We start from the raw sequence: 20,515 nt of genomic DNA, 5'->3' as shown, positions 1-20,515 counted from the left end.
CAGGGGGCAAGTGCGCCGCAGGTCGGTTGCGGGCCTGCCCGGGATGAAATCCGGCCCATCCCCCTGTTGACACCGGCCCGACCCCTCCCTATCTCCGCGCTGTTGGCACTCACCGAGGTCGAGTGCCAACATCAGAATTGCAACCGAACCCGAGAGGAGTGTTCGAGAGATGGCATTCACACCGCTTCATGACCGTGTGCTGGTCCGCCGGATCGAATCCGAAGAGAAGACCAAGGGCGGTCTGATCATCCCCGACAGCGCCAAGGAAAAGCCCTCCGAGGGCGAAGTGATCGCTTGCGGCCCCGGCGCGCGCAAGGATTCCGGCGAGCTGATCGAGATGGCCGTCAAGGCCGGTGATCGCGTGCTGTTCGGCAAGTGGTCGGGCACCGAAGTGACGATCGATGGCGAAGAGCTGCTGATCATGAAGGAAAGCGACATTCTGGGCATCCTCGATGCCAAGAAGGCAGCCAAGGCCGCCTGATCCTTTCCGACCAACCGAAACGCAAATTCAAGGGAGCTATCCAAGATGGCTGCTAAAGACGTACGTTTTTCCACCGACGCCCGGAACCGCATGCTCAAGGGTGTCAACATCCTCGCCGATGCGGTCAAGGTCACGCTGGGCCCCAAGGGTCGCAACGTGGTGATCGAGAAGTCCTTCGGCGCGCCCCGCATCACCAAGGACGGTGTGTCGGTCGCCAAGGAGATCGAACTGGAAGACAAGTTCGAGAACATGGGCGCGCAGATGGTGAAGGAAGTCGCTTCCCGCACCAATGACGAGGCCGGCGACGGCACCACCACCGCGACGGTTCTGGCCCAGGCCATCGTCAAGGAAGGCATGAAGGCGGTTGCCGCCGGCATGAACCCGATGGACCTCAAGCGCGGCATCGACATGGCCACCTCCAAGGTCGTCGAGCACATCAAGGCCGCTGCCCGCGACGTGACCGACAGCGACGAAGTCGCCCAGGTCGGCACCATTTCCGCCAATGGCGAAAAGGAAATCGGTCGTCAGATCGCGGATGCGATGCAGAAGGTCGGCAATGACGGGGTCATCACCGTCGAAGAGAACAAGGGCCTCGAGACCGAGACCGAAGTCGTCGAAGGCATGCAGTTCGACCGCGGCTACCTGTCGCCCTATTTCGTCACCAACCCCGACAAGATGGTCGCGGATCTGGATGACGCGCTGATCCTGCTGCACGAGAAGAAGCTCTCGTCGCTGCAGCCGATGGTCCCCCTGCTCGAAGCCGTGATCCAGTCGGGCAAGCCGCTCCTGATCATCGCGGAAGACGTGGAAGGCGAAGCGCTGGCGACCCTCGTGGTCAACAAGCTGCGCGGTGGCCTCAAGATCGCCGCCGTCAAGGCACCGGGCTTTGGTGACCGCCGCAAGGCCATGCTGCAGGACATCGCGATCCTGACCGGTGGCCAGGTCATCTCCGAAGACCTCGGCATGAAGCTCGAGAGCGTCACGCTCGACATGCTGGGCCGCGCCAAGAAGGTCCTGATCAAGAAGGACGACACCACGATCGTCGACGGCGCCGGCAACAAGGCCGAGATCGAGGCACGCGTTGCCCAGATCCGTCAGCAGATCGAGGAAACCACCAGCGATTACGACCGTGAGAAGCTGCAGGAACGTGTGGCCAAGCTCGCAGGCGGCGTCGCCGTCATCCGCGTCGGCGGCATGACCGAGATCGAGGTGAAGGAGCGCAAGGACCGCGTCGATGACGCGCTCAACGCGACCCGCGCCGCGGTTCAGGAAGGTGTCGTGGTCGGCGGCGGTGTGGCGCTCGTTCAGGGTGCCAAGGCGCTCGAAGGCGTCACCGGCGACAACTCCGACCAGAACGCCGGTATCGCCATCGTGCGCAAGGCGCTCGAAGCACCGCTGCGCCAGATCGCCGAGAACGCAGGCGTCGACGGGTCTGTCGTGGCCGGCAAGATCCGCGAATCCTCGGACAAGAGCTTTGGCTTCAACGCGCAGACCGAAGAATATGGCGACATGTTCAAGTTCGGCGTGATCGACCCGGCCAAGGTCGTGCGCACCGCGCTCGAGGATGCGGCATCCATCGCGGGCCTCTTGATCACCACCGAAGCGATGGTGGCCGACAAGCCCAAGAAGGATGAGCCCGCAGGCGGCGGCATGCCCGACATGGGCGGCATGATGTAAGAGTGAATTTCCGCAAGGAAATTCGCGCGTAACCCCGACAGGGTCGTTTCCATCGGAAACGATCCCGAGAGGGGAAAGCGTCACAAGGCAAAGGGGCCCACGGGCCCCTTTGTCATGTCCGGACCTCGCCGGTCCGCAAAAACCGCCCGCCGCCTACGCCCCGCGCGCCTCTAGCGTCTTCAGGATCGCCAGAGCCTCTTCGGCCCGGGCGGCAGGCACGAAAACATGAAGATGCCGCGCTGCCATCCCCGCTGGCAAGACGCCGGGCGGTTGTGGGGCAGGCGGGCGCGTGCCATGGTCGCCGCGTTGCGGCACGGACAAACTCGGGGCAGGACATGGACAGGATCGGCGTGATCGGCTTGGGCCGGATGGGCGCGGCAATGGCTGCGCGTTTCGCAGGGCAGGGGGCCCCCGTCACCGGCTGGACCCGCAGCAGCCGCGCGGTGGATGGTGTGCCGATGGCCCCCGATCTGGCGGCCTTGGTGGCAACCTCGGACGTGCTGATCCTCAGCCTTTACGATGATGCGGCCGTCACCGAAACGCTCGACCGGCTCCTGTCGCTCGAGATCGCGGGCAAGCTGATCGCCGAAACCAGCACCGTCGTTCCCGCAAATCTCACCTCGCGCGCCGACAGATTTGCCGCCACGGGCGCGATGGTCGTCGATGCCCCCGTCTCGGGCGGGCCGGAAATGGTCGCAGCGGGCAGTTGCGGCTTTTTCATCGGTGGCGCGGCCGATGCCGCCGCCCGTGCGCAGGCGGCCCTTTCGGCGCTGACCGACCGCATCTTTCACGTCGGGCCGCTTGGCACGGGCCTTGTGATGAAGGTGGTGAACAACGCACTGATGCAAAGCTACACCGCCGGATTGGTCGAACAATTGCAGGTCGCAGCCCGCGCGGGCCTGCCGCTCGAAACGGCGCTGAAGATCCTGTGCGGCGGGCCTGCGGGCTTGCCCATGGTGCGCGACCGTCTGCCCCGCATCCTGGGCGCCGATGACAGCGTCGGCTTTCCGATCAGCGGTGTGGCCAAGGACAATGCCGTCTTTCGCCGTATCGCCGCCGAGGCCGGGGTGGCGACCCCCACGCTCGACGCCTTCGCCGCCCTCCTTGACGAGGCCAAGGCCGCAGGTCTTGCCGATGCCGATATCGCGGCACTGATGCGACGGGGCTACCGCGATGCATGACCTGCCGCCGCTCCGTCTGACCGGGGCCGAGGTGCTCTTGTCCGATGGGTTCGCCCGGACCGACCTGTCGCTGGCCGAGGGCAAGATCACGGGCGGCGGCGGGCGCGCGATCGACCTTTCGGGGTTTCGCATCCTGCCCGGCATCATCGACCTGCATGGCGACGGGTTCGAACGCCACATGGCGCCCCGGCGTGGCGCGGTCGAAACCCCCGCCATGGGTCTGGCAGCGCTCGATGCCGAATGCGGGGCATGTGGCATCACCACCGCCATCCTCGCCCAGTTCTGGAGCTGGGAAGGGGGCATGCGCGGCCCCGATTTCGCCATGGCCCTTGCCGAGGCTTTGGCCGCGGCCCGGCCCCTGACCGACATGGCGCTGCAATTGCGCGTCGAAACCCACATGCTCGACACGCTCGGCGCGATGCGCGATCTCGTGACCCGCTTCGGCATCCGCTACGTCGTCTGGAACGATCACCTGCCGCACAAGGAACTGGCCGCAGGCAAACGGCCCCCCCGCCTGACGGGCCAGGCGCTCAAGGCCGGCCGCTCGCCCGAGGCGCACCACGCCCTGTTGCAGTCGCTACATGCCAATGGCCCTCAGGTTATGGAAACCCTCGCCCCCATCGCCGCCGCCTTCGCCGCGCAGGGCATCCGCATGGCCAGCCATGATGACCACACCCCGGCGGATAGGGCCAAGTTTCGGGCGATTGGCGCGCATATTTCCGAATTCCCCGAAACCCTCGCCGCCGCCGAGGCCGCCAAGGCCCATGGCGATCCGGTCATCATGGGCGCGCCCAACGTGGTGCGCGGTGGCTCGCACAGCGGCAAGATCGCGGCCGAGGCGCTGGTCGAAGCGGGGCTCGTCGACGCGCTCGTCTCCGATTACCACTACCCCTCGCTCGCCCGCGCGGCCCTGCGTCTGAGCGAGCGCTACGGATGGTCCAAGGCATGGTCCCTCGTCTCGGACGGGCCCGCGCGGCTGATGGGCTGGACCGACCGGGGCCGCATCGCCGAAGGGTTGCGCGCCGATCTCGTCATCCTTGACGAAAGAAACCGCATCGCGGGCACGATTGCGGGCGGGCAGGTGTCGTGGATGGCCGGTCCGCTGGCCGCGCGGTGGCTGGCATGAAGCTTGTCGCCCTCACCGCGCTCGTCATGGTGGCCTTTGCCGCCAATTCCGTGCTGAACCGCGCCGCCGTGGGCGCGGGCCAGATCGGCGCGCTCGATTTCGCGCTGGTGCGCGCCGTGGCGGGGGCCGCACTTCTGGTGCTCCTGATCCGGCTCCGCCATGGCAGCCTGCCGCTCTTGCAGCCGCGCCGGATGCTCGGCGGGCTGATGCTGACCACCTATCTGGTCGGGTTTTCACTGGCCTATCTGGCGATGGATGCGGGGCTGGGGGCGCTGATCCTGTTTGGCGGCGTGCAGGTCACGATGTTTGCCGGCGCGCTTGCCCTGGGCGAACGCCCGCCTGCCCGGCGCTGGATCGGAGCGGCGCTGGCGCTGTCTGGCCTTGCCTGGCTCGTCTGGCCCGGTGGCGCGGTGTCCCTGCCCCTCTGGGCCGTCGGTTCGATGGGGTTCGCCGCGCTGGGCTGGGGCATCTATTCGCTGATCGGGCGCGGCTCCTCCGATCCCTTGGGCGATACGGGGGCGGCTTTCGTCTGGGCGACGGTCGCGGGGTTCGTGGCGCTTCTGGTCCAGTCGGGGGGCAGTCCGGTGAATGACGCGACCTGGGCGGGGCTTGCGCTTGCGGTGACATCGGGGGCGGTCACATCGGGGCTTGGCTATGCGCTCTGGTACGAGGTGCTGCCGCGCATCGGCGCTTCGGTCGCGGGGCTGGTCCAGCTGTCGGTCCCTGTCATCGCGGCGCTTGGTGGCGTGATCTTCCTGTCCGAGGCCCCCAGCCTGCGCATGCTGGGTGCGGGCGCGCTGGTTCTGGGCGGCATCGCCTGGGGTCTCTGGCCTCAGCGGACGAGCGGTTCCAGCGCGTCGTAATGCACGATATCGGACCAGGCCACATCGGGCAGGCTGTCGGGCTTGTAGCGGTAGCGGTGCATCTCGTGCCGGGCGACCAGGTGGCGTTCGGTCACGATCCCCTCGGGGTCGGTCCAGTGGGCCATCGGGTCCCCCGCCACCAGATGTACCCGGAAATAGATGTCGACCTGGTGGAAATCATGCCCCGGCGCGTGGAATTCATTGACCATGCAAGGCGCGCCGACCGCGATGGTCAGCCCGGTTTCCTCGTGGAATTCCCGGATCAGATTGTCGGGAAGCGAGCTGTGCATCTCCACCCCGCCACCCGGCGCGCACAAAAGATCGCTTTTCCCGCCGCCCCAGGCATTGACCAGAAGCAGGCGGTCTTCGATCAGCAACAGGCCGCGAACGGCCAGACGGGGGCGGGCATTCGGTGACATGGGCGCAGAGTGACGCAGCGTCGGGGCGGCGACAATCCCCCTCGCGGCGCAGGGCAGGCGCACCTATGTTGCAACCCATGATCCGTATCCTGCCCGTGCTCTTTCTTGGTCTTGGCCTATTCGTATCCGCAACCCATGCGGAGGAACCGCCCGTGGCCGGGGCACAGGATTGCGTGATCTTGCTCCATGGCCTTGCGCGGACGGAAAACTCGCTCTTCCTGATGGAAGAGGCGCTCGAGGCCGAGGGCTACATGGTCGTCAACCAGGGCTATCCCTCGACCCGCGCGCCCATCGCCGATCTTGCGGCGGCAACACTTGTTCCGGCCGTTGCCGCCTGTGGCGACAGGCGGGTGCATTTCGTCACCCATTCCATGGGCGGCATCCTGCTTCGCTACACGCTCGCCCAAGGCGGTGCGCGGCCTGCATCGATGGGGCGCGTCGTGATGCTGGCGCCCCCCAATGCCGGATCGGAGCTTGTGGATGTGCTGGGCCGGCTCGACGCTTTCGAATGGATCAACGGCCCCGCCGGACAGCAGCTTGGCACAGGCCCCGCCGATCTGCCGAGCCGCCTGCCGCCCGTTGATTTCGACCTTGGCGTGATCGCGGGCAACCAGACGCTGAACCCGATCTATTCCGCCCTGATCCCCGGCGAGGATGACGGCAAGGTCGCCGTCGACAGCACGCGGGTCGCGGGCATGGCGGGCCATATCACCCTGCCGGTCACCCATACCTTCATGATGAACAACCCCCGCGTCATCGCCCAGACCATGGCCTTTCTGCGCGACGGGGCCTTTGTCGCGGATCTCGACTATATCGGGGCGCTGGAATCGCTCATCGAATGAGCGCGGCGCCCGATGGCAGGCGTTGGGCCGTGCATATTTGGGGAAAGATGAAGGAGCGGCCGCGCCTCAGGCTGCGCCGGTCACGCGGTTGATGTGACCCATCTTGCGGCCCGGCCGCGCCTCGGCCTTGCCGTAGAGATGGACCTGAACGCCGGGTTCGGCGGCAAGCTGGCCCACGCGGGCCACATCCGCGCCGATCAGGTTTTCCATCACCACATTCGCATGGCGCGCCCCGTTGCCGAGCGGCCAACCCGCGATGGCGCGGACATGCTGTTCGAACTGGTCGACAGCGCAGCCCGCTTGCGTCCAATGGCCCGAATTATGGACACGCGGCGCGATCTCGTTGACGACAAGCCCCTCGGGCGTGACGAACAATTCCACGCCCATCACGCCCACGTAATCGAGCGCGTTCAGGATGCGCGAGGCGATCAGCACCGCATCGGTCCGCAGCTTGAGCGGCAGGGCGGCGGGCACCGTCGTGGTCGACAGGATGCCGTCGACATGGACATTCTCGCCCGGATCGAAGGCGGCGACGCTTCCGTCCCGGCCACGCGCGGCGATGACGCTGATTTCCTTGGAAAAGCGCACGAAGCCCTCGGCGATGGCAGGCGCCCCTTCGAGGCTGGCAAGCGCGGCCTCTGCCGCCTCGGGCGCCATCACGCGGGCCTGTCCCTTTCCGTCATAGCCGAAGCGGCGCGTTTTCAGGATCGCGGGCGTGCCCGTGACCGAAAGCGCCGTCGCCAGATCGCCCGGCCCGTCGATGGGCGCGAAAGGGGCCGTGGCAAGGCCGAGGCCGGACAGGAAGGTCTTTTCCGTCAGCCGGTCCTGGCTCACCTCCAGCGCGCGGCGGTCGGGGAAAAGCGGCGTGGTTTCGGCCAGCACGTCGAGCGCCTCGGCCGGGATATTCTCGAATTCATAGGTGATGAGATCGCACCCCTGCGCAAAGCGGCGCAGCGCCTCGAGATCCTCGTAAGGGGCGGTGGTCAGCGCATGGGCCACATCGGCGGCAGGGGCCGGACCCGGTTCATAGATATGGCAGCGATAGCCGAGCCGCGCCGCCGCCATCGACAGCATCCGGCCCAGTTGCCCCCCGCCGAGGATGCCTATGGTCGCGCCGGGCGCGAGCGGCTCAGTCATCTTGCGGCTCCTCGGGGATGGAGGCCGACAGCGCCGCGCGCCACGCGTCGAGCCGTTCGGCCAAGGCGGCATCCGACGTGGCCAGGATCGCCGCCGCCATCAGCCCCGCATTGGCCGCGCCCGCCGCCCCGATCGCCATCGTGGCCACCGGGTAGCCCTTGGGCATCTGCACGATGGAATAGAGCGAATCGACGCCCGACAGGGCCTTGGTCTGGACCGGCACACCGATCACCGGCACCCTCGTTTTCGACGCCATCATGCCGGGCAGATGCGCCGCGCCGCCCGCGCCCGCGATGATCACCTTGAGCCCCCGGCCCGCCGCCGCGCGCCCATACTCCCACAGCCTGTCCGGCGTGCGATGGGCCGATACGATGCGCGTCTCGTAGGGCACGCCCAATTCGTCCAGAATGCTGGCGGCCTCGCGCATCGTGGGCCAGTCCGACTGGCTGCCCATGATGATTCCCACCTCGATCTCGGCCATGCGCCTTGCCCTCCGACCCCGGATTGAGCGCCGCACTATAGCCGCGCGCGCCCCGGGCGCAATGCGGCGCGGGCCCCGCTCAGGCGATGATGTCGGGGGTCAGTTCATCCTCGATCCGCGCGATCTTGTCCTTGAGCAGAAGCTTGTGCTTTTTCAGGCGCTTGAGGGTCAGCTGGTCGGGGTTCACCGCGTCATGCAGCGCCGCGATCGCATCGTCGAGATCGCGATGCTCGCGCTTGAGCACCTCGAGCTTGATGCGCAGCACATCCTCGTGCGTGAGTTCGCTGGGGCCTTTGGGGGCATTCATGCCGGGCGGTCCGATCGCTTTGTCTTCTTGGGGCCGAAGCCGCAGTCTAGCGCGCCGCTCCGTCTGCGCCAAGCCTCGGGAGCGGGGCAGGCGGGATGATGACCGGGCCTTGCACGCGGGCCGCAAGCCTCCATATCTTGGGGGTGGGCGCGCCGCCGAAACCGGGGCGCGTGCCGCATGTGCAGATCGCTTAATCGCAAGGATGTGCCCCGCATGACGAAACTGACGCTCGGATCGCACCCGTTCCTTCTGGGGTTCGATCAACTGGAACGCCTGGTGGAACGCACCGCCAAGGCAGATGCCAATGGCTACCCGCCCTACAACATCGAACAGAAGGGCGAAAACGCCTATCGCATCACGCTGGCCGTTGCAGGCTTTGCCGAGGATGACCTGACCATCACGCTCGAGGATCGCCAGCTCGTGATCCGCGGTCGTCAGGCCGAGGCGGGGGCCGAGCGCGTCTTTCTCCACCGTGGCATCGCCGCGCGGCAGTTCCAGCGCAGCTTCGTGCTGGCCGAAGGGGTGGAGGTCGCGGGGGCCTCGATGGAACACGGGCTGTTGCACATCGACCTGCGCCGCAGCCAACCCGAAACCGTGGTGCAGACGATCCGCATCAATGGCGCGGGTCCCAAGCGAAAGGAGGGCTGAACAGATGACCATAGATCACGACGCCGCCACGCCGCAGGGCCGGCCCATCGTCTATATCCGCCCCGTCGCCGTGGCCGACCTGCCCGACGAGATCCGCGAACAGGCCAAGGGGATCGAGACGCTCTATGCCATCGGCAGCGAAACCGGCGAACGGCTTGCACTGGTCAAGGACCGCAAGCTGGCCTTCGTCGTGGCCCGCCAGAATGACATGACACCCGTCAGCGTGCATTGAGGGGGCGCGTCTGGTGGGGTCCACCCACCCTGCGGCATCCCCCTTGGGTAGGGTGCCGCCTTCAGGCGCACCTTGATGTCCTGACGATCACGACCGTAGGGTGGGTGAAACCCACCACTGCCGTTCATGCCGATGCACGATTGGTGGGTTCCACCCACCCTACGTCACCGCCCCGTCCCCCGCGCGTCCCACACCGATCACGCCCGTAGGGTGGGTGCAACCCACCACCGCCGTTCACGCCGATGCACGTCCGGCGGGTTCCACCCACCCTACGCCACCGCCCCGTTTCACCCCTCGTCGCGCCACCGGTTCGCGATCGGATAGCGCCGGTCCAACCAGAACGCCCGTTCCGTCAACCTTGCCCCCGGCGCCGACTGGAAGCGCTTGTATTCGCTGATGTAGACAAGGTGTTCGACCTTCTTCACCACGTCCCGGTCATGGCCCATGGCGACCAGATCCGCGACCGACGCCTCCTTGTCGATCAGCATCTCGAGGATCTCGTCCAGCACCGGATAGGGCGGCAGGCTGTCCTCGTCCTTCTGGTTCTCGCGCAATTCGGCGGTGGGCGGCTTGTCGATCACGGCCGCCGGGATCACCATGCCCCCCGGTCCCTTCATCCACCCGGCATGATGGGCATTCCGCCAGCGGCAGGTCTCGAAGACGCGGGTCTTGTAAAGATCCTTGATCGGATTGTAGCCGCCCGCCATGTCGCCATAGATCGTGGCATAGCCCACCGCGACCTCGGACTTGTTGCCGGTGGTCAACAGCATCTCGCCGAACTTGTTGGACAGCGCCATCAGCATCACGCCGCGCAGGCGCGACTGGATGTTCTCCTCGGTCAGATCGGGCGCGCGCCCCTCGAACATCGGCGCGAGCGTTCCCAGCACCGCCTCATGCGCCGCCCCGATCGGCACGGTATCGAGCTTCACCCCCAAAAGCCGCGCCACCGCCTCCGCATCCTCGAGCGAGGCTTGCGAGGTGAAGCGCGAGGGCAGCATCACGCAGCGGACATTCTCCGCCCCCAGCGCATCCACCGCGATGGCCGCGACCAGCGCCGAATCCACCCCTCCCGACAGGCCCAGAAGCACGCGGGAAAATCCCGTCTTGGCGCAATAATCGCGCAAACCCGTCACCATGACGCGATAATCGGCCTCCCAGGGTCCCGGCAGCGTGGCCTTGTCGCCCGGCACGGCCTGCCATCCCTCGGGGCCGCGCTCGAAATCGACATGGAACAGCCCGTCGTCAAAGGCGGGCATCTGGCAGGCCAGCACCCCATGCGGGTTCAGAACGAAACTCGCCCCGTCGAACACCTGGTCATCCTGCCCGCCCACGAGGTTCACGTAAGCCAAGGGCAGCCCCGTCTCGATCACGCGCGCGACCATGATCGCCTGCCGCGTGTCCATCTTGCCCCGGTGATAGGGCGAGCCGTTGGGCACCAGCAGGATCTCCGCCCCCGTCTCGGCCAGCGTCTCGGTCACATCCTCGAACCACGCATCCTCGCAGATCGGAATGCCGATCCGCACGGGCCCCACCCGGACCGGCCCCGACGGGTCGCCCGCATGGTAATAGCGCTTCTCGTCAAAGACCGTGTAATTGGGCAGATGGTGCTTCAGCACCTGCGCCGTGATCTTGCCGCCCTGCAAGACGAAATAGGCGTTGAAGGGCTTGTCGCCGCCGGGCAGCGGCGCGCCGATCCCGATGGCGGGCCCCTCGGCACAGTCGCGCGCCAGATCGGCCAGAACCCGGCTCGCATCGGCGGCAAAGGCCGGTTTGCCCACCAGGTCCTGCAACTGGTAGCCGGTCAAAAACATCTCGGGAAAGGCCACCATGTCGGCCCCGGCCTCCCGCGCCTGTGCCCATGCGGCGCGCGCCAGCGCGGCATTGCCCCGCAGATCGCCCACACTCGGGTTCAATTGTGCAAGGCTCAGCCGGAACCTCTCGGCCATGTCGGCCCCCTTCGCGCTCAGTGTCGCGGCAGATGTAACAGAAAGCGCCCCGAGGCCAAGGGGCAGGCCCGCCCTTCTCCCCGCAAGGCCCACGCGACGGCCCCAGCAAAGCCCCCGCAAAGCCGTTGCGGAGACGCGCCCGACCCCCTAGCCTGCGCGCCAACCAGACCCAATGGCCTCGGGCAACAGGGAGGCGACAGCCGTGTTCAGCAAGACCCAAGCCATGGCACGCCCCGCCATGCTCCTTTCCGCCACCTTCCTCTGCGCGGGCCTCCTCTCCGTCACGCCTGTTCCCGCCCAACAGGCAGAGCCCCAGGCGCTGCCCGCCGATCCCGCGGCAGGCGCCCTTCCGCTCGTCACCGACATCCAGCAATACGACAATGGCGGGATCTACGAAGGCCAGTTCCGCAACGGCGTCCAGCATGGCCAGGGCACCTATCGCCTGCCCAACGGCTATGAATATTCCGGCGAATGGGTCGATGGCGAGATCCGCGGCCAGGGCCGCGCCACCTTCCCCGACGGCTCGATCTACGAAGGCGCCTTCGTCGCGGGCCGCCCCGAGGGACAGGGCCGCATCACCTTCGCGGATGGCTCCACCTACGAAGGCGACTGGGCCGAGGGGCGCATCCACGGCACGGGCACTGCCCTCTATTCCAACGGGATCAGCTATACTGGCGATTTCGTGAACGCGCTCCACCACGGACAGGGCGTCATGACCGGCCCCGGCGGCTACCGCTACGAAGGCCAGTGGGAAGAGGGTCAGAAACAGGGCCAGGGCACCATCACCTATCCCGATGGCGCGACCTATACGGGCGGCTTCGTCGCGGGCCAGCGCGCGGGCACGGGCCGGCTCGTCATGCCCGATGGCGTCATCTACGAAGGCGATTGGGCCGATGGCCAGATCACCGGCACCGGCACGCTGACCCAGCCCAATGGCGATGTCTACGAGGGCACGCTGGCGGGCGGCCAGCGCCAGGGCACGGGCACGGTGCGCTATGCCAATGGCGATGTCTATGAGGGCGAGTTTCGCGACGACCAGCGCCACGGCAGCGGCATCTTCACCGCCACTGACGGTTTCGTCTATGTCGGCGAATGGGTCGAGGGGCGCATCTCGGGCCAGGGCCGCGTCACCTATCCCGATGGCTCGATCTACGAGGGCGGTTTCGCCAATGACCTGCCCCATGGCACCGGCACGATCACCTATCCCGATGGCGCGGGCTATACCGGCGACTGGGTCGAAGGCGTGATCCAAGGCCAGGGCACCGCCACCTATGCCAACGGCCTCACCTATGTCGGCCAGTTCCTCAACGCCCGCCAGCACGGGCAGGGCGTGATGACCCATCCCGACGGCTACCGCTACGAAGGGCAATGGGAAAACGGTCTCCGCCATGGCCAGGGCCGCGCCACCTATACCGACGGCTCCGTCTATGACGGCACCTTCGTCGCGGGCGAACGGTCAGGGCAGGGGCGGCTCACCATGCCCGAACCCAATGCCTTCTCCTATATCGGCGAATGGGCGGATGGCGACATCAACGGCTTCGGCATCGCCACCTATGCCAATGGCGATGTCTACGAGGGCCGCTTCGTCGATGGCCGCCGCGAAGGCGAAGGCACGATGCGCTACGCCAGCGGTGAGGTCCTGCGCGGCACCTGGGAAAACGGCCTGCCGACCGAAGGGGCCGCGGTCGACGGCCCGACCCCCGCCGCCGATCCCGACACGACCGAGGCGACGACCGCCCCCGCCGCCCCCGCCCAGTAAGGCCCGAAGCGTCAGGGCCTTTTCCGGCCCCACGCCCCCTTCATCTTGGCCCAAAAACTCCGGGGTCCGGGGCAGCGCCCCGGTCCCTCGGCATCTCACCCGCGCAGGCGCTGGGCGTTTTCCCCCAACCACTGGGCCAGGCTTTGTGGCTTGCGTCCCGACAGCCGCTCGACATGGTCGGTGACCTTGTCCATCCGCCCCTCGCGCGCGGCGCGGTCCGCCCCCACCAAAAGCGCCGCAAGCGGCCCGGGAACCTCCGCATCCCTCAGCGTGGCCTCCAGGGCCGCATCCGCCATCGGCACGACCGCGATGGCACTGCCAAGCGCCGCATTGATCGCGGCGATCTGGTCCTCGACGCTCTGCGCCTCGGGGCCCGACAGGTCATAGGTCGCGCTCTGTGTCTCGCCCAGGAGCGCGCCTGCCGCGGCGGCGGCGAAATCCGCGCGTGCGCCATGCGCGATGCGGCCTGCGCCCGCGGCGGTCAGCTGCGCGCCATGGGCCAGCGCGCCCGGCACGCTCAGGGCCAGGTTCTCGAAATACCAGTTGTTGCGCAAGATCGTGTAGCCCATCCCGCTGGCCTTGATCGCCTCCTCCGTCGCCAGGTGATCGGCGGCGAAAAAGATCGGATGATCGGCTGTGGGTGCAGGCATCGAGGTATAGACCACATGCCCCACCCCGGCGCGCCGGGCGGCTTCGACCGCCGCGCGGTGCTGGCGCGCCCGCGTGCCCGCCGCATCGATCGCATCGGTCGAGATGATCAAGAGCCGCTCGATCCCGGCAAAGGCGGCCTCGAGGCTTGCGGCATCGTCGAAATCGACGCGCAGGGGCGTGGCCCCGGTGATCTCCAGCGCCTCGGGCCTGCGGCTGCCCGCGCGCAGCTCCGTGGCCCCCCGCGCGATCAGCTCGGCCAGCACAAGCCGCCCCAGCGCGCCGCCCGCGCCGGTGACGAGGATGGGGGAATGGCGATGATCCGTCATGGCAGTCTCCAGTCTTGTTTCCGTTGCTGGTCTCAGTTAGAGACTGCGCCGAACCCTCGCCAGAGGGCATGTTCACGGCCCAAGGTAACATGGGGGGAACCGCGCATGACGACGGCTGACACGACCATGACGCGCCTTGCCGATTGGGCGGGCGATCTTGACGCCTGCCCGGTGCGGCAGGTCCTGGACCGGATCGGGGATCGCTGGTCGCTGCTCTTGCTTCTGACGCTCAAGGACGCGCCGCAGCGCTTCAACGCGCTGGGCCGTGCCGTGCCCGACATCTCGCGCCGGATGCTCTCGACCACCCTCAAGACGCTGGAGGCTGACGGGCTGATCTGGCGCTCGGTCGAGGCGACGACCCCGCCTGCCGTGACCTATGGCCTGACGCCGCGCGGCCTGTCGCTGATCGACGCGCTTGGGCCCTTGATGGAGTGGGCCATCACCCAGACGCCTGCGATCCTTGCGGACCGCAGGCGGGCAGGATGACGGCTCAGGCCGCGATCAGCCCCATGCTCTCGAGCTTCAGCAGCACCTGCTGGGCGCAGTAATCCACGTCCATGCCTTCCGTATCCACCACCAGTTCGGCGGCGGTCGGTGCCTCGTAAGGGTCGGAAATCCCGGTGAATTCCTTGATCTTGCCCTCACGCGCCAGCTTGTACAGCCCCTTGCGGTCGCGCCGCTCGCATTCCTCGAGAGAGGTCGCAACATGCACCTCGATGAAAGCGCCGAAGCTCTCGATCATCTCGCGCACCGCGCGGCGCGTGGCCGTATAGGGCGCGATGGGCGCGCAGATCGCGATCCCGCCGTTCTTGGTGATCTCGGAGGCCACGTAACCGATCCGGCGGATGTTGATGTCGCGGTGCTCCTTGCTGAACCCCAGCTCGCTCGACAGATGCTTGCGCACCACGTCACCATCCAGAAGCGTCACCGGCCGCCCGCCCTGTTCCATCAGCTTGACCATGATCGCATTGGCGATGGTCGACTTGCCCGACCCCGACAGGCCGGTGAAGAACACGGTGAACCCCTGCTGGCTCCGCGGCGGAGAGGTGCGGCGCAATTCCTTGACCACTTCGGGGAAAGAGAACCATTCCGGGATCTCCAGCCCTTCGCGCAGCCGCCGCCGCAATTCGGTGCCGGAAATATCAAGGATCGTGTCGCCCTCGGGCACCTCGTTCGCGGGATAATATTGCGCCTTTTCCTGCACATAGACCATGTGTTTGAAATCGACCATCTCGATGCCGATCTCGGCCTCATGCGCCTTGAACAGCTCCTGGGCATCATAGGGGCCGTAGAAATCCACGCCCTGACTGTTCTTGCCGGGGCCCGCATGGTCGCGGCCCACGATGAAATGGGTGCAGCCGTGGTTCTTGCGGATCAGCCCGTGCCAGACCGCCTCGCGCGGGCCGGCCATCCGCATGGCGAGATTGAGCAGGCTCATATGCGTCGTCGCGGCAGGATACTTGTCCAAGACCGCCTCGTAGCAGCGCACGCGGGTGAAATGGTCCACGTCGCCGGGCTTGGTCATGCCCACGACCGGGTGGATCAACAGGTTCGCCTGCGCTTCCTTGGCCGCGCGGAAGGTCAGTTCCTGGTGCGCCCGGTGCAGCGGGTTGCGCGTCTGGAACGCCACGATCTTGCGCCAGCCGAGCTTGCGGAAATAGGCGCGCAATTCGTTGGGCGTGTCGCGCCGCGCGCGGAAATCGTAATGCACGGGCTGCTGGATGCCCGTGATCGCCCCGCCCAGGTAAACCGGCCCCGCCACATGGTGCAGGTAATTGACCGCCGGATGCGCCACGTCATCGGCCCCGAACACCATCAGCGCCTCGCGCGCCTTGTTGGGGATGTACTTGTCCCCGATCGACAGGATGGCAAGGATCACGCCCTCCGCATCGCGCAGCGCGATATCCTGTCCCGGCTCGACCTTGGCGGCGAAATCCTCCGACACATCCAGCGTGATCGGCATCGGCCAGAGCGTGCCATCGGCCAACCGCATGGTTTCCACCACGCTCTCGTAATCTTCCTGGCCCAGGAACCCTTTCAGCGGGTTGAACCCGCCGTTCATCAGCAATTCCAGATCGCAGGTCTGGCGCGGCGTCAGGTCCCAGGACACGAGGTCTGCGGCCTCCCGCTTGAGCTTCTGCGCGCTGTCGGCCGAGACATAGAGTTCGGGAACGGGGGCAAGGTGGTTCTGCATCATCAGGGTCCTGGACTTGAGAAAGGAAAAACCGCTCCCCGTGCCGGTCAGTTCGGCATGGAGCGCGTCGTACTCGGCAAGCTTGCGGGCCAGAAAGCGGTCGGTCAGACGCACCTTCTCCGCCGCGCCCCGCGCCGTCAGGGCATAGGCCACGCGCGCGCGCCGGTCGGCGCTGTCACGCTGGGCCAGACGCACCAATCCCGCCTCGGTCACGGCGCGCAACAGCGCATTGAGCCGGCCAAGACTGATGTCCAACGCCTCCGCCGTCGCCCGCTGTGACGCCTCGGGGGCGATGTCCAGCTGGCGCAGCAGCCGGAACAGCAGGTCTTCCTCGGGCAGGTTGGGGGCGGGGGTGGTCATGGGCGCATCTGGTTTGTTCATTTCTGAACATATACCTCTGCCGCGCCTTGCGAAAGGGGTTTGTTCAATCTTGAACGAACTATCGCCGATCCTGCAACAAAAAGCCCCCGCGCCAGCGGCGCAGGGGCTTTTCCATCAAATCTCGGGTCTTTCGGGGCTTATTCCGCCGCCGCAGCCGTCGCCTCCGCTTCGTGCTCGGCCAGCCATTTCTCCGCATCCAGCGCCGCCATGCAGCCCATGCCCGCGCTGGTCACCGCCTGGCGATAGACGTGATCGGTCAGATCCCCCGCCGCGAAAACGCCCGGAATGCTCGTGCGCGTCGTGCCCGGCTCCACCTTCACATAGCCGCCGTTGTGCAGCTCCAGCTGGTCCTTCACCAGGTCATTCGCGGGCGCATGGCCGATGGCGACAAAGAACCCCTTGCAAGGCACTTCGGTGATCTCGCCCGTCTCGACATGGCGCGCGCGCACGCCTTCGACGCCGCGCGGATTGTCGCCGCCGATCACCTCGTCGATCTCGTGGTTCCACAAGACCGCGACCTTGGGGTTCTTGAACAGGCGGTCTTGCATGATCTTTTCCGCGCGCAGGCTGTCGCGGCGATGGATCAGCGTCACCTTGGAGGCGAAATTGGTCAAAAACAGCGCCTCTTCCACCGCCGTGTTGCCGCCGCCCACCACGACGATCTCCTGACCGCGATAGAAAAACCCGTCACAGGTGGCACAGGCCGATACGCCAAACCCCTTGAAATGCTCCTCCGACGGCAGGCCCAGCCACTTGGCCTGCGCGCCGGTGGCCAGGATGACCGCATCCGCCGTATAGGTCGTGCCGCTGTCGCCCTCCGCCACGAAGGGGCGCTTGGACAGGTCCAGCGACTGGATATGGTCGGAAATGATCTCCGTCCCCATCTCCTTGGCATGGGCTTCCATCCGCACCATCAGGTCGGGGCCCATGACGCTCGCATCCCCCGGCCAATTCTCGACATCGGTGGTGATCGTCAGCTGCCCGCCGGGCTGGATGCCTTGGACAAGGATCGGGTTCAGCATCGCGCGGCTGGCATAGACACCGGCGGTATAGCCCGCAGGGCCCGAACCGATGATCAACAGGCGGGTATGGCGGGTTGCATCACTCATCGGCGTCTCCTGCTTTGGATCGGGGTCTGGCACTTGCCCCTCCCTGCATATATTTCCGCAACGCGCCGGGCGAAAGCCCTGCGTCAGAGGGTTGCACGCCGGGCCGATATGCTCCATTTGTTGCGCGGGTGTGAAATAAAGTTGCGCGATCCGGGCCGCTCATGGTCAGAATCGGAAATCGCGCGAGGGGACCGGACCAGATGCCACAGACCAAGCTCGACCCGATCGACCGCAAGATCCTGTCCGAGTTGCAAGATGACGGGCGCATGACCAACGTGGAACTGGCCAAGCGCGTCGGCATTTCCGCGCCGCCCTGCCTGCGCCGTGTCCGCACGCTCGAAGAGGCGGGGTTCATCCGTGGCTACCATGCCGATGTCGATCCCCGCATGCTGGGCTTCGAGGTGCAGGTTTTCGCCATGGTGGGCCTGCATTCACAGGCCGAGGCCGATCTGATCGCCTTCGAGAATCGCTGCCGCGACTGGCCGCTCGTGCGCGAATGCCACATGCTCAACGGCGAGATCGATTTCATCCTGAAATGCGTCGCCCCCGACCTTTCGACCTTTCAAAGCTTCCTGACCGGCCAGCTCACCGCCGCGCCCAACGTGGCCAGCGTGCGCACCGCGCTGGTGATCCGGGGGGCCAAGGATGCCCCCGGCGTGCCCTTCGACGTGATGGAAGATCGGCTGGGCCAAACCGCATGAATGCAGCGCCGATCACGGTCGCGCCCCAGCAGATCCCGGCCGCCTACCAACAGGCCCTGCGCCTCCAGAACGCCGGTCAGTTGCAACAGGCCGCCCAGATCTACGCCGCCATCCTGCGCGCGCGCCCCTTGGCCGAACCCTGTTTCCAGCTTGGCCATATCGCCGCCCGCACCGGCCGCCGCGCCGAGGCGGCGACATGGTTCCGCCGCGCGCTCGACCTCAAACCGCGCCAGCCCGAGATCTGGACGGCCCTGATCGACGTGCTCGACGGCACCGAAAAAGCCAAGGCCGTGGCCGAGGCGCAGCGCCTTGGCCTCATCCCCTCCGACAAATCCGCAACCGCGCTGCGCAAGGCGCTGGCCGAGCTCACATCCGGCGACCGGCGCAAGGCCGACAGGCTTTTCCGCAAGGCGCTCGAGGCGGGCGGCGATCCAATCCCCCTCCATGAAACATGGGCCCGCGCCCTGTTCGACCGCAAGGAGACGGAGGCCGCGCTCAAGGTGCTTGCCGAGGGTCTGGCCAAGGCGCCCGCCGATCCCCGCCTGCTCCTCACCCGCGCCTCGCTTCTGGAAACCTCGGGCCGCATCGACGCGGCGGAAACCGATCTTCTCGCCGTTCTCGACGCGCGCCCCTACAACCCGCATGCCTGGCTGGCGCTGATGCGCGCGCGCAAACAGCCCCCCGGCGCGCCCCATGTCGCCACGCTCGAACAGCGCCTGCCCGAGGCTGCAGCCGATCCAGAGGCCACGCGATACATGTCCTACGCGCTCGCCAAGGCGCTCGAAGACCAGAAACGCGACGCCGAGGTCTTTGCCCATCTCGACCGCGCCAATGCCATGACGCGCCGCAAATTCCCGTGGAATTTTCAGGAAGATCACGACTTCCTCCGCGATGCCATCGCCGCATGGACACCGCGCGCCCGCGGCCATTCCGGGGCCGCGCCCATCTTCGTCACGGGCCTGCCGCGCTCGGGCACGACGCTGGTGGAAACCATCCTCGCCGCCCATCCCGACATCGCCGCAGGGGGCGAGGCGGGGGTGATGACACCGATCCTCCACCCCGCCGTGCAGGGCTGGTTCGCCAAGGGCACGGAGTATGACGCGTCGGCCATCGGACAGGCCTATGTCGCGGGCATGGCCGAAAAACTGGGGGCCGAGGCGCAGGGCCGGCGCACCACCGACAAATCCATCTCGACCTATGCGACCATGGGCTATGCGCTCGACACGTTGCCCGACGCCCGCTTCGTCATCCTCGAACGCGACCGGCGCGACGTGGGCCTGTCGATCTACAAAAACCTCTTTCGCGACGGCACCCATCGCTATTCCAACGATCTGGGGGATATCGCCCGCCAGATCCGGCTCTTCGACGCCGCCGTCACCGCCTGGCGCAAACGCATTCCGCAGGCGATCCATGTCGTCGATTACGAGGCGCTGACCGCCGATCCCGAACCGCATGTCCGCGCGCTTCTCGACTTCTGCGACCTGTCCTTCGATCCGGCCTGCCTGACCCCCGAACGCACCGAGCGGCAGGTCCATACGCTCAGCTCCGTCCAGGTCCGCCAGCCCATCAACCGTGGCTCGGTGGGCGCGTGGAAACGGTTCGAGGGGCCGCTTCAGCCGCTCATCGCGGCGCTTGACGCCACGCGCTACGATTTCGGGTAACGGCATACACAGAAACGGAAAAAGGGCGGCCGTTCTGGCCGCCCTCTTGCAAGCATCCGCGCCTTGGGTCCGCGCGGGATCGGGTCCGCCTTATTCGGCGGCCTCCAGCTGGGCCGGTTTCTCGGCCCGCCGCTCGGCCCGCTTCGCGCGCGACCAGGGCATCTCGATCTGCTCCTTCTGGGCTTCCACCAGAACCGCCTTCATCCAACGCCGCGTTTTCATCTGCCTCATCCTTTTTGCCGGTGTGTGTCTCTGCCCGTTCCTCGGGCTTGAGACAGAATTTGCCCCGGCTTTCCGGCAGGGTTGCGGCAAAACCCTCAAGGACCGGTAAATCTTCGGGGCCTTTTCTGGGCAGGAACCCCTGCGCAAATGCGGTTGTTTTCCTGCATTTTC

The 20,515-nt window shown here is 66.8% G+C and carries 21 protein-coding genes; 12 read left to right on the top strand and 9 right to left on the bottom strand.

The annotated features are described in order from the left end of the window. Window positions 1-169: 169 nt before the first annotated feature. From AABA51_RS11520 to AABA51_RS11500, 5 genes are all read left to right on the top strand, one after another. Entirely contained in the window at window positions 170-481 is a 312-nt protein-coding gene (locus tag AABA51_RS11520) for a co-chaperone GroES (RefSeq protein ID WP_277826960.1), read from the top strand. 45 nt (window positions 482-526) lie between these two features. Further along, entirely contained in the window at window positions 527-2,158 is a 1,632-nt protein-coding gene (gene groL, locus AABA51_RS11515; RefSeq protein ID WP_338272013.1) for a chaperonin GroEL, read from the top strand. A 335-nt stretch (window positions 2,159-2,493) separates the two neighbouring features. After that, a complete protein-coding gene (locus tag AABA51_RS11510) occupies window positions 2,494-3,339 on the top strand; it encodes an NAD(P)-dependent oxidoreductase (RefSeq protein ID WP_338272012.1) in 846 nt (281 codons plus the stop codon). Then, the gene (locus tag AABA51_RS11505) at window positions 3,332-4,465 is read left to right on the top strand and encodes an alpha-D-ribose 1-methylphosphonate 5-triphosphate diphosphatase (RefSeq protein ID WP_338272011.1); all 1,134 of its coding nucleotides are present in this window, start codon (window positions 3,332-3,334) and stop codon (window positions 4,463-4,465) included. Before AABA51_RS11510 ends, AABA51_RS11505 begins: the two co-directional genes overlap by 8 nt. Then, the gene (locus AABA51_RS11500; protein ID WP_338272009.1) at window positions 4,462-5,328 is read left to right on the top strand and encodes a DMT family transporter; all 867 of its coding nucleotides are present in this window, start codon (window positions 4,462-4,464) and stop codon (window positions 5,326-5,328) included. Before AABA51_RS11505 ends, AABA51_RS11500 begins: the two co-directional genes overlap by 4 nt. Here AABA51_RS11500 and AABA51_RS11495 read toward each other — a convergent pair. Then, window positions 5,298-5,747 (bottom strand): NUDIX domain-containing protein, encoded by a 450-nt coding sequence (locus tag AABA51_RS11495; protein WP_338272008.1) that lies wholly within the window; start codon window positions 5,745-5,747, stop codon window positions 5,298-5,300. The genes AABA51_RS11500 and AABA51_RS11495 overlap by 31 nt on opposite strands. A 77-nt stretch (window positions 5,748-5,824) precedes the next feature. On the opposite strand from AABA51_RS11495, the gene AABA51_RS11490 reads away from it, so the two are divergent. After that, the gene (locus tag AABA51_RS11490) at window positions 5,825-6,589 is read left to right on the top strand and encodes an alpha/beta fold hydrolase (RefSeq protein ID WP_338272007.1); all 765 of its coding nucleotides are present in this window, start codon (window positions 5,825-5,827) and stop codon (window positions 6,587-6,589) included. 66 nt (window positions 6,590-6,655) lie between these two features. Here AABA51_RS11490 and AABA51_RS11485 read toward each other — a convergent pair whose 3' ends face one another. From AABA51_RS11485 to AABA51_RS11475, 3 genes are all read right to left on the bottom strand, one after another. After that, on the bottom strand, window positions 6,656-7,726 hold the full coding sequence (locus tag AABA51_RS11485; protein ID WP_338272006.1) for a 5-(carboxyamino)imidazole ribonucleotide synthase: 1,071 nt from the start codon (window positions 7,724-7,726) through the stop codon (window positions 6,656-6,658). Beyond that, window positions 7,719-8,207: a 5-(carboxyamino)imidazole ribonucleotide mutase gene (gene purE, locus AABA51_RS11480; RefSeq protein ID WP_338272005.1), complete on the bottom strand. Its 489-nt coding sequence runs from the start codon at window positions 8,205-8,207 to the stop codon at window positions 7,719-7,721. Before purE ends, AABA51_RS11485 begins: the two co-directional genes overlap by 8 nt. Before the next feature lie 79 nt (window positions 8,208-8,286). Continuing rightward, window positions 8,287-8,514, bottom strand: coding sequence for a YdcH family protein (locus tag AABA51_RS11475; protein ID WP_338272004.1), 228 nt, complete (start codon window positions 8,512-8,514; stop codon window positions 8,287-8,289). Between the two features lie 213 nt (window positions 8,515-8,727). On the opposite strand from AABA51_RS11475, the gene AABA51_RS11470 reads away from it, so the two are divergent. Both AABA51_RS11470 and AABA51_RS11465 read left to right on the top strand, forming a co-directional pair. Further along, window positions 8,728-9,162 (top strand): Hsp20 family protein, encoded by a 435-nt coding sequence (locus tag AABA51_RS11470; RefSeq protein ID WP_338272002.1) that lies wholly within the window; start codon window positions 8,728-8,730, stop codon window positions 9,160-9,162. A 4-nt stretch (window positions 9,163-9,166) separates the two neighbouring features. After that, complete coding sequence (locus tag AABA51_RS11465) at window positions 9,167-9,394, top strand: DUF1150 family protein (RefSeq protein WP_338272000.1); 228 nt, start codon at window positions 9,167-9,169, stop codon at window positions 9,392-9,394. Between the two features lie 287 nt (window positions 9,395-9,681). On the opposite strand, the gene AABA51_RS11460 is transcribed toward AABA51_RS11465, so the two are convergent. Then, window positions 9,682-11,340, bottom strand: coding sequence for an NAD+ synthase (locus tag AABA51_RS11460; RefSeq protein ID WP_338271999.1), 1,659 nt, complete (start codon window positions 11,338-11,340; stop codon window positions 9,682-9,684). Window positions 11,341-11,578: 238 nt separating this feature from the next. On the opposite strand from AABA51_RS11460, the gene AABA51_RS11455 reads away from it, so the two are divergent. Beyond that, the gene (locus AABA51_RS11455) at window positions 11,579-13,099 is read left to right on the top strand and encodes an MORN repeat-containing protein (protein WP_338271998.1); all 1,521 of its coding nucleotides are present in this window, start codon (window positions 11,579-11,581) and stop codon (window positions 13,097-13,099) included. A 95-nt stretch (window positions 13,100-13,194) separates the two neighbouring features. Here the strand turns inward: AABA51_RS11455 and AABA51_RS11450 are convergent, their stop codons facing one another. Continuing rightward, entirely contained in the window at window positions 13,195-14,076 is an 882-nt protein-coding gene (locus tag AABA51_RS11450) for an NAD(P)H-binding protein (RefSeq protein WP_338271997.1), read from the bottom strand. Window positions 14,077-14,181: 105 nt separating this feature from the next. Between AABA51_RS11450 and AABA51_RS11445 the strand changes: the two genes are divergently transcribed. After that, window positions 14,182-14,562: a winged helix-turn-helix transcriptional regulator gene (locus AABA51_RS11445; RefSeq protein ID WP_338271996.1), complete on the top strand. Its 381-nt coding sequence runs from the start codon at window positions 14,182-14,184 to the stop codon at window positions 14,560-14,562. Window positions 14,563-14,566: 4 nt separating this feature from the next. Here AABA51_RS11445 and AABA51_RS11440 read toward each other — a convergent pair whose 3' ends face one another. Both AABA51_RS11440 and trxB read right to left on the bottom strand, forming a co-directional pair. Further along, window positions 14,567-16,630, bottom strand: a complete 2,064-nt coding sequence (locus AABA51_RS11440; protein WP_338271995.1) for a bifunctional sulfate adenylyltransferase/adenylylsulfate kinase — start codon at window positions 16,628-16,630, stop codon at window positions 14,567-14,569. A 158-nt stretch (window positions 16,631-16,788) separates the two neighbouring features. Beyond that, a complete protein-coding gene (gene trxB, locus AABA51_RS11435) occupies window positions 16,789-17,760 on the bottom strand; it encodes a thioredoxin-disulfide reductase (RefSeq protein ID WP_338271994.1) in 972 nt (323 codons plus the stop codon). A 200-nt stretch (window positions 17,761-17,960) separates the two neighbouring features. Here trxB and AABA51_RS11430 point away from each other — a divergent pair, with 200 nt between their 5' ends. Then, entirely contained in the window at window positions 17,961-18,461 is a 501-nt protein-coding gene (locus tag AABA51_RS11430; protein WP_338271992.1) for an Lrp/AsnC family transcriptional regulator, read from the top strand. Next, complete coding sequence (locus AABA51_RS11425; RefSeq protein WP_338271990.1) at window positions 18,458-20,122, top strand: tetratricopeptide repeat-containing sulfotransferase family protein; 1,665 nt, start codon at window positions 18,458-18,460, stop codon at window positions 20,120-20,122. The genes AABA51_RS11430 and AABA51_RS11425 overlap by 4 nt, the downstream gene beginning before the upstream one ends. Window positions 20,123-20,212: 90 nt before the next feature. Here the strand turns inward: AABA51_RS11425 and AABA51_RS11420 are convergent, their stop codons facing one another. Next, window positions 20,213-20,344: a hypothetical protein gene (locus AABA51_RS11420; RefSeq protein ID WP_338271989.1), complete on the bottom strand. Its 132-nt coding sequence runs from the start codon at window positions 20,342-20,344 to the stop codon at window positions 20,213-20,215. Window positions 20,345-20,515 lie beyond the last annotated feature (171 nt).

The sequence above is a fragment of the Roseicyclus marinus genome (assembly GCF_036322625.1).
In the GTDB taxonomy this organism is placed as follows: domain Bacteria; phylum Pseudomonadota; class Alphaproteobacteria; order Rhodobacterales; family Rhodobacteraceae; genus Roseicyclus; species Roseicyclus marinus_A.
Note: the sequence above shows the minus strand (reverse complement) of the source record. Positions and strands in the feature narration are given on the sequence as shown.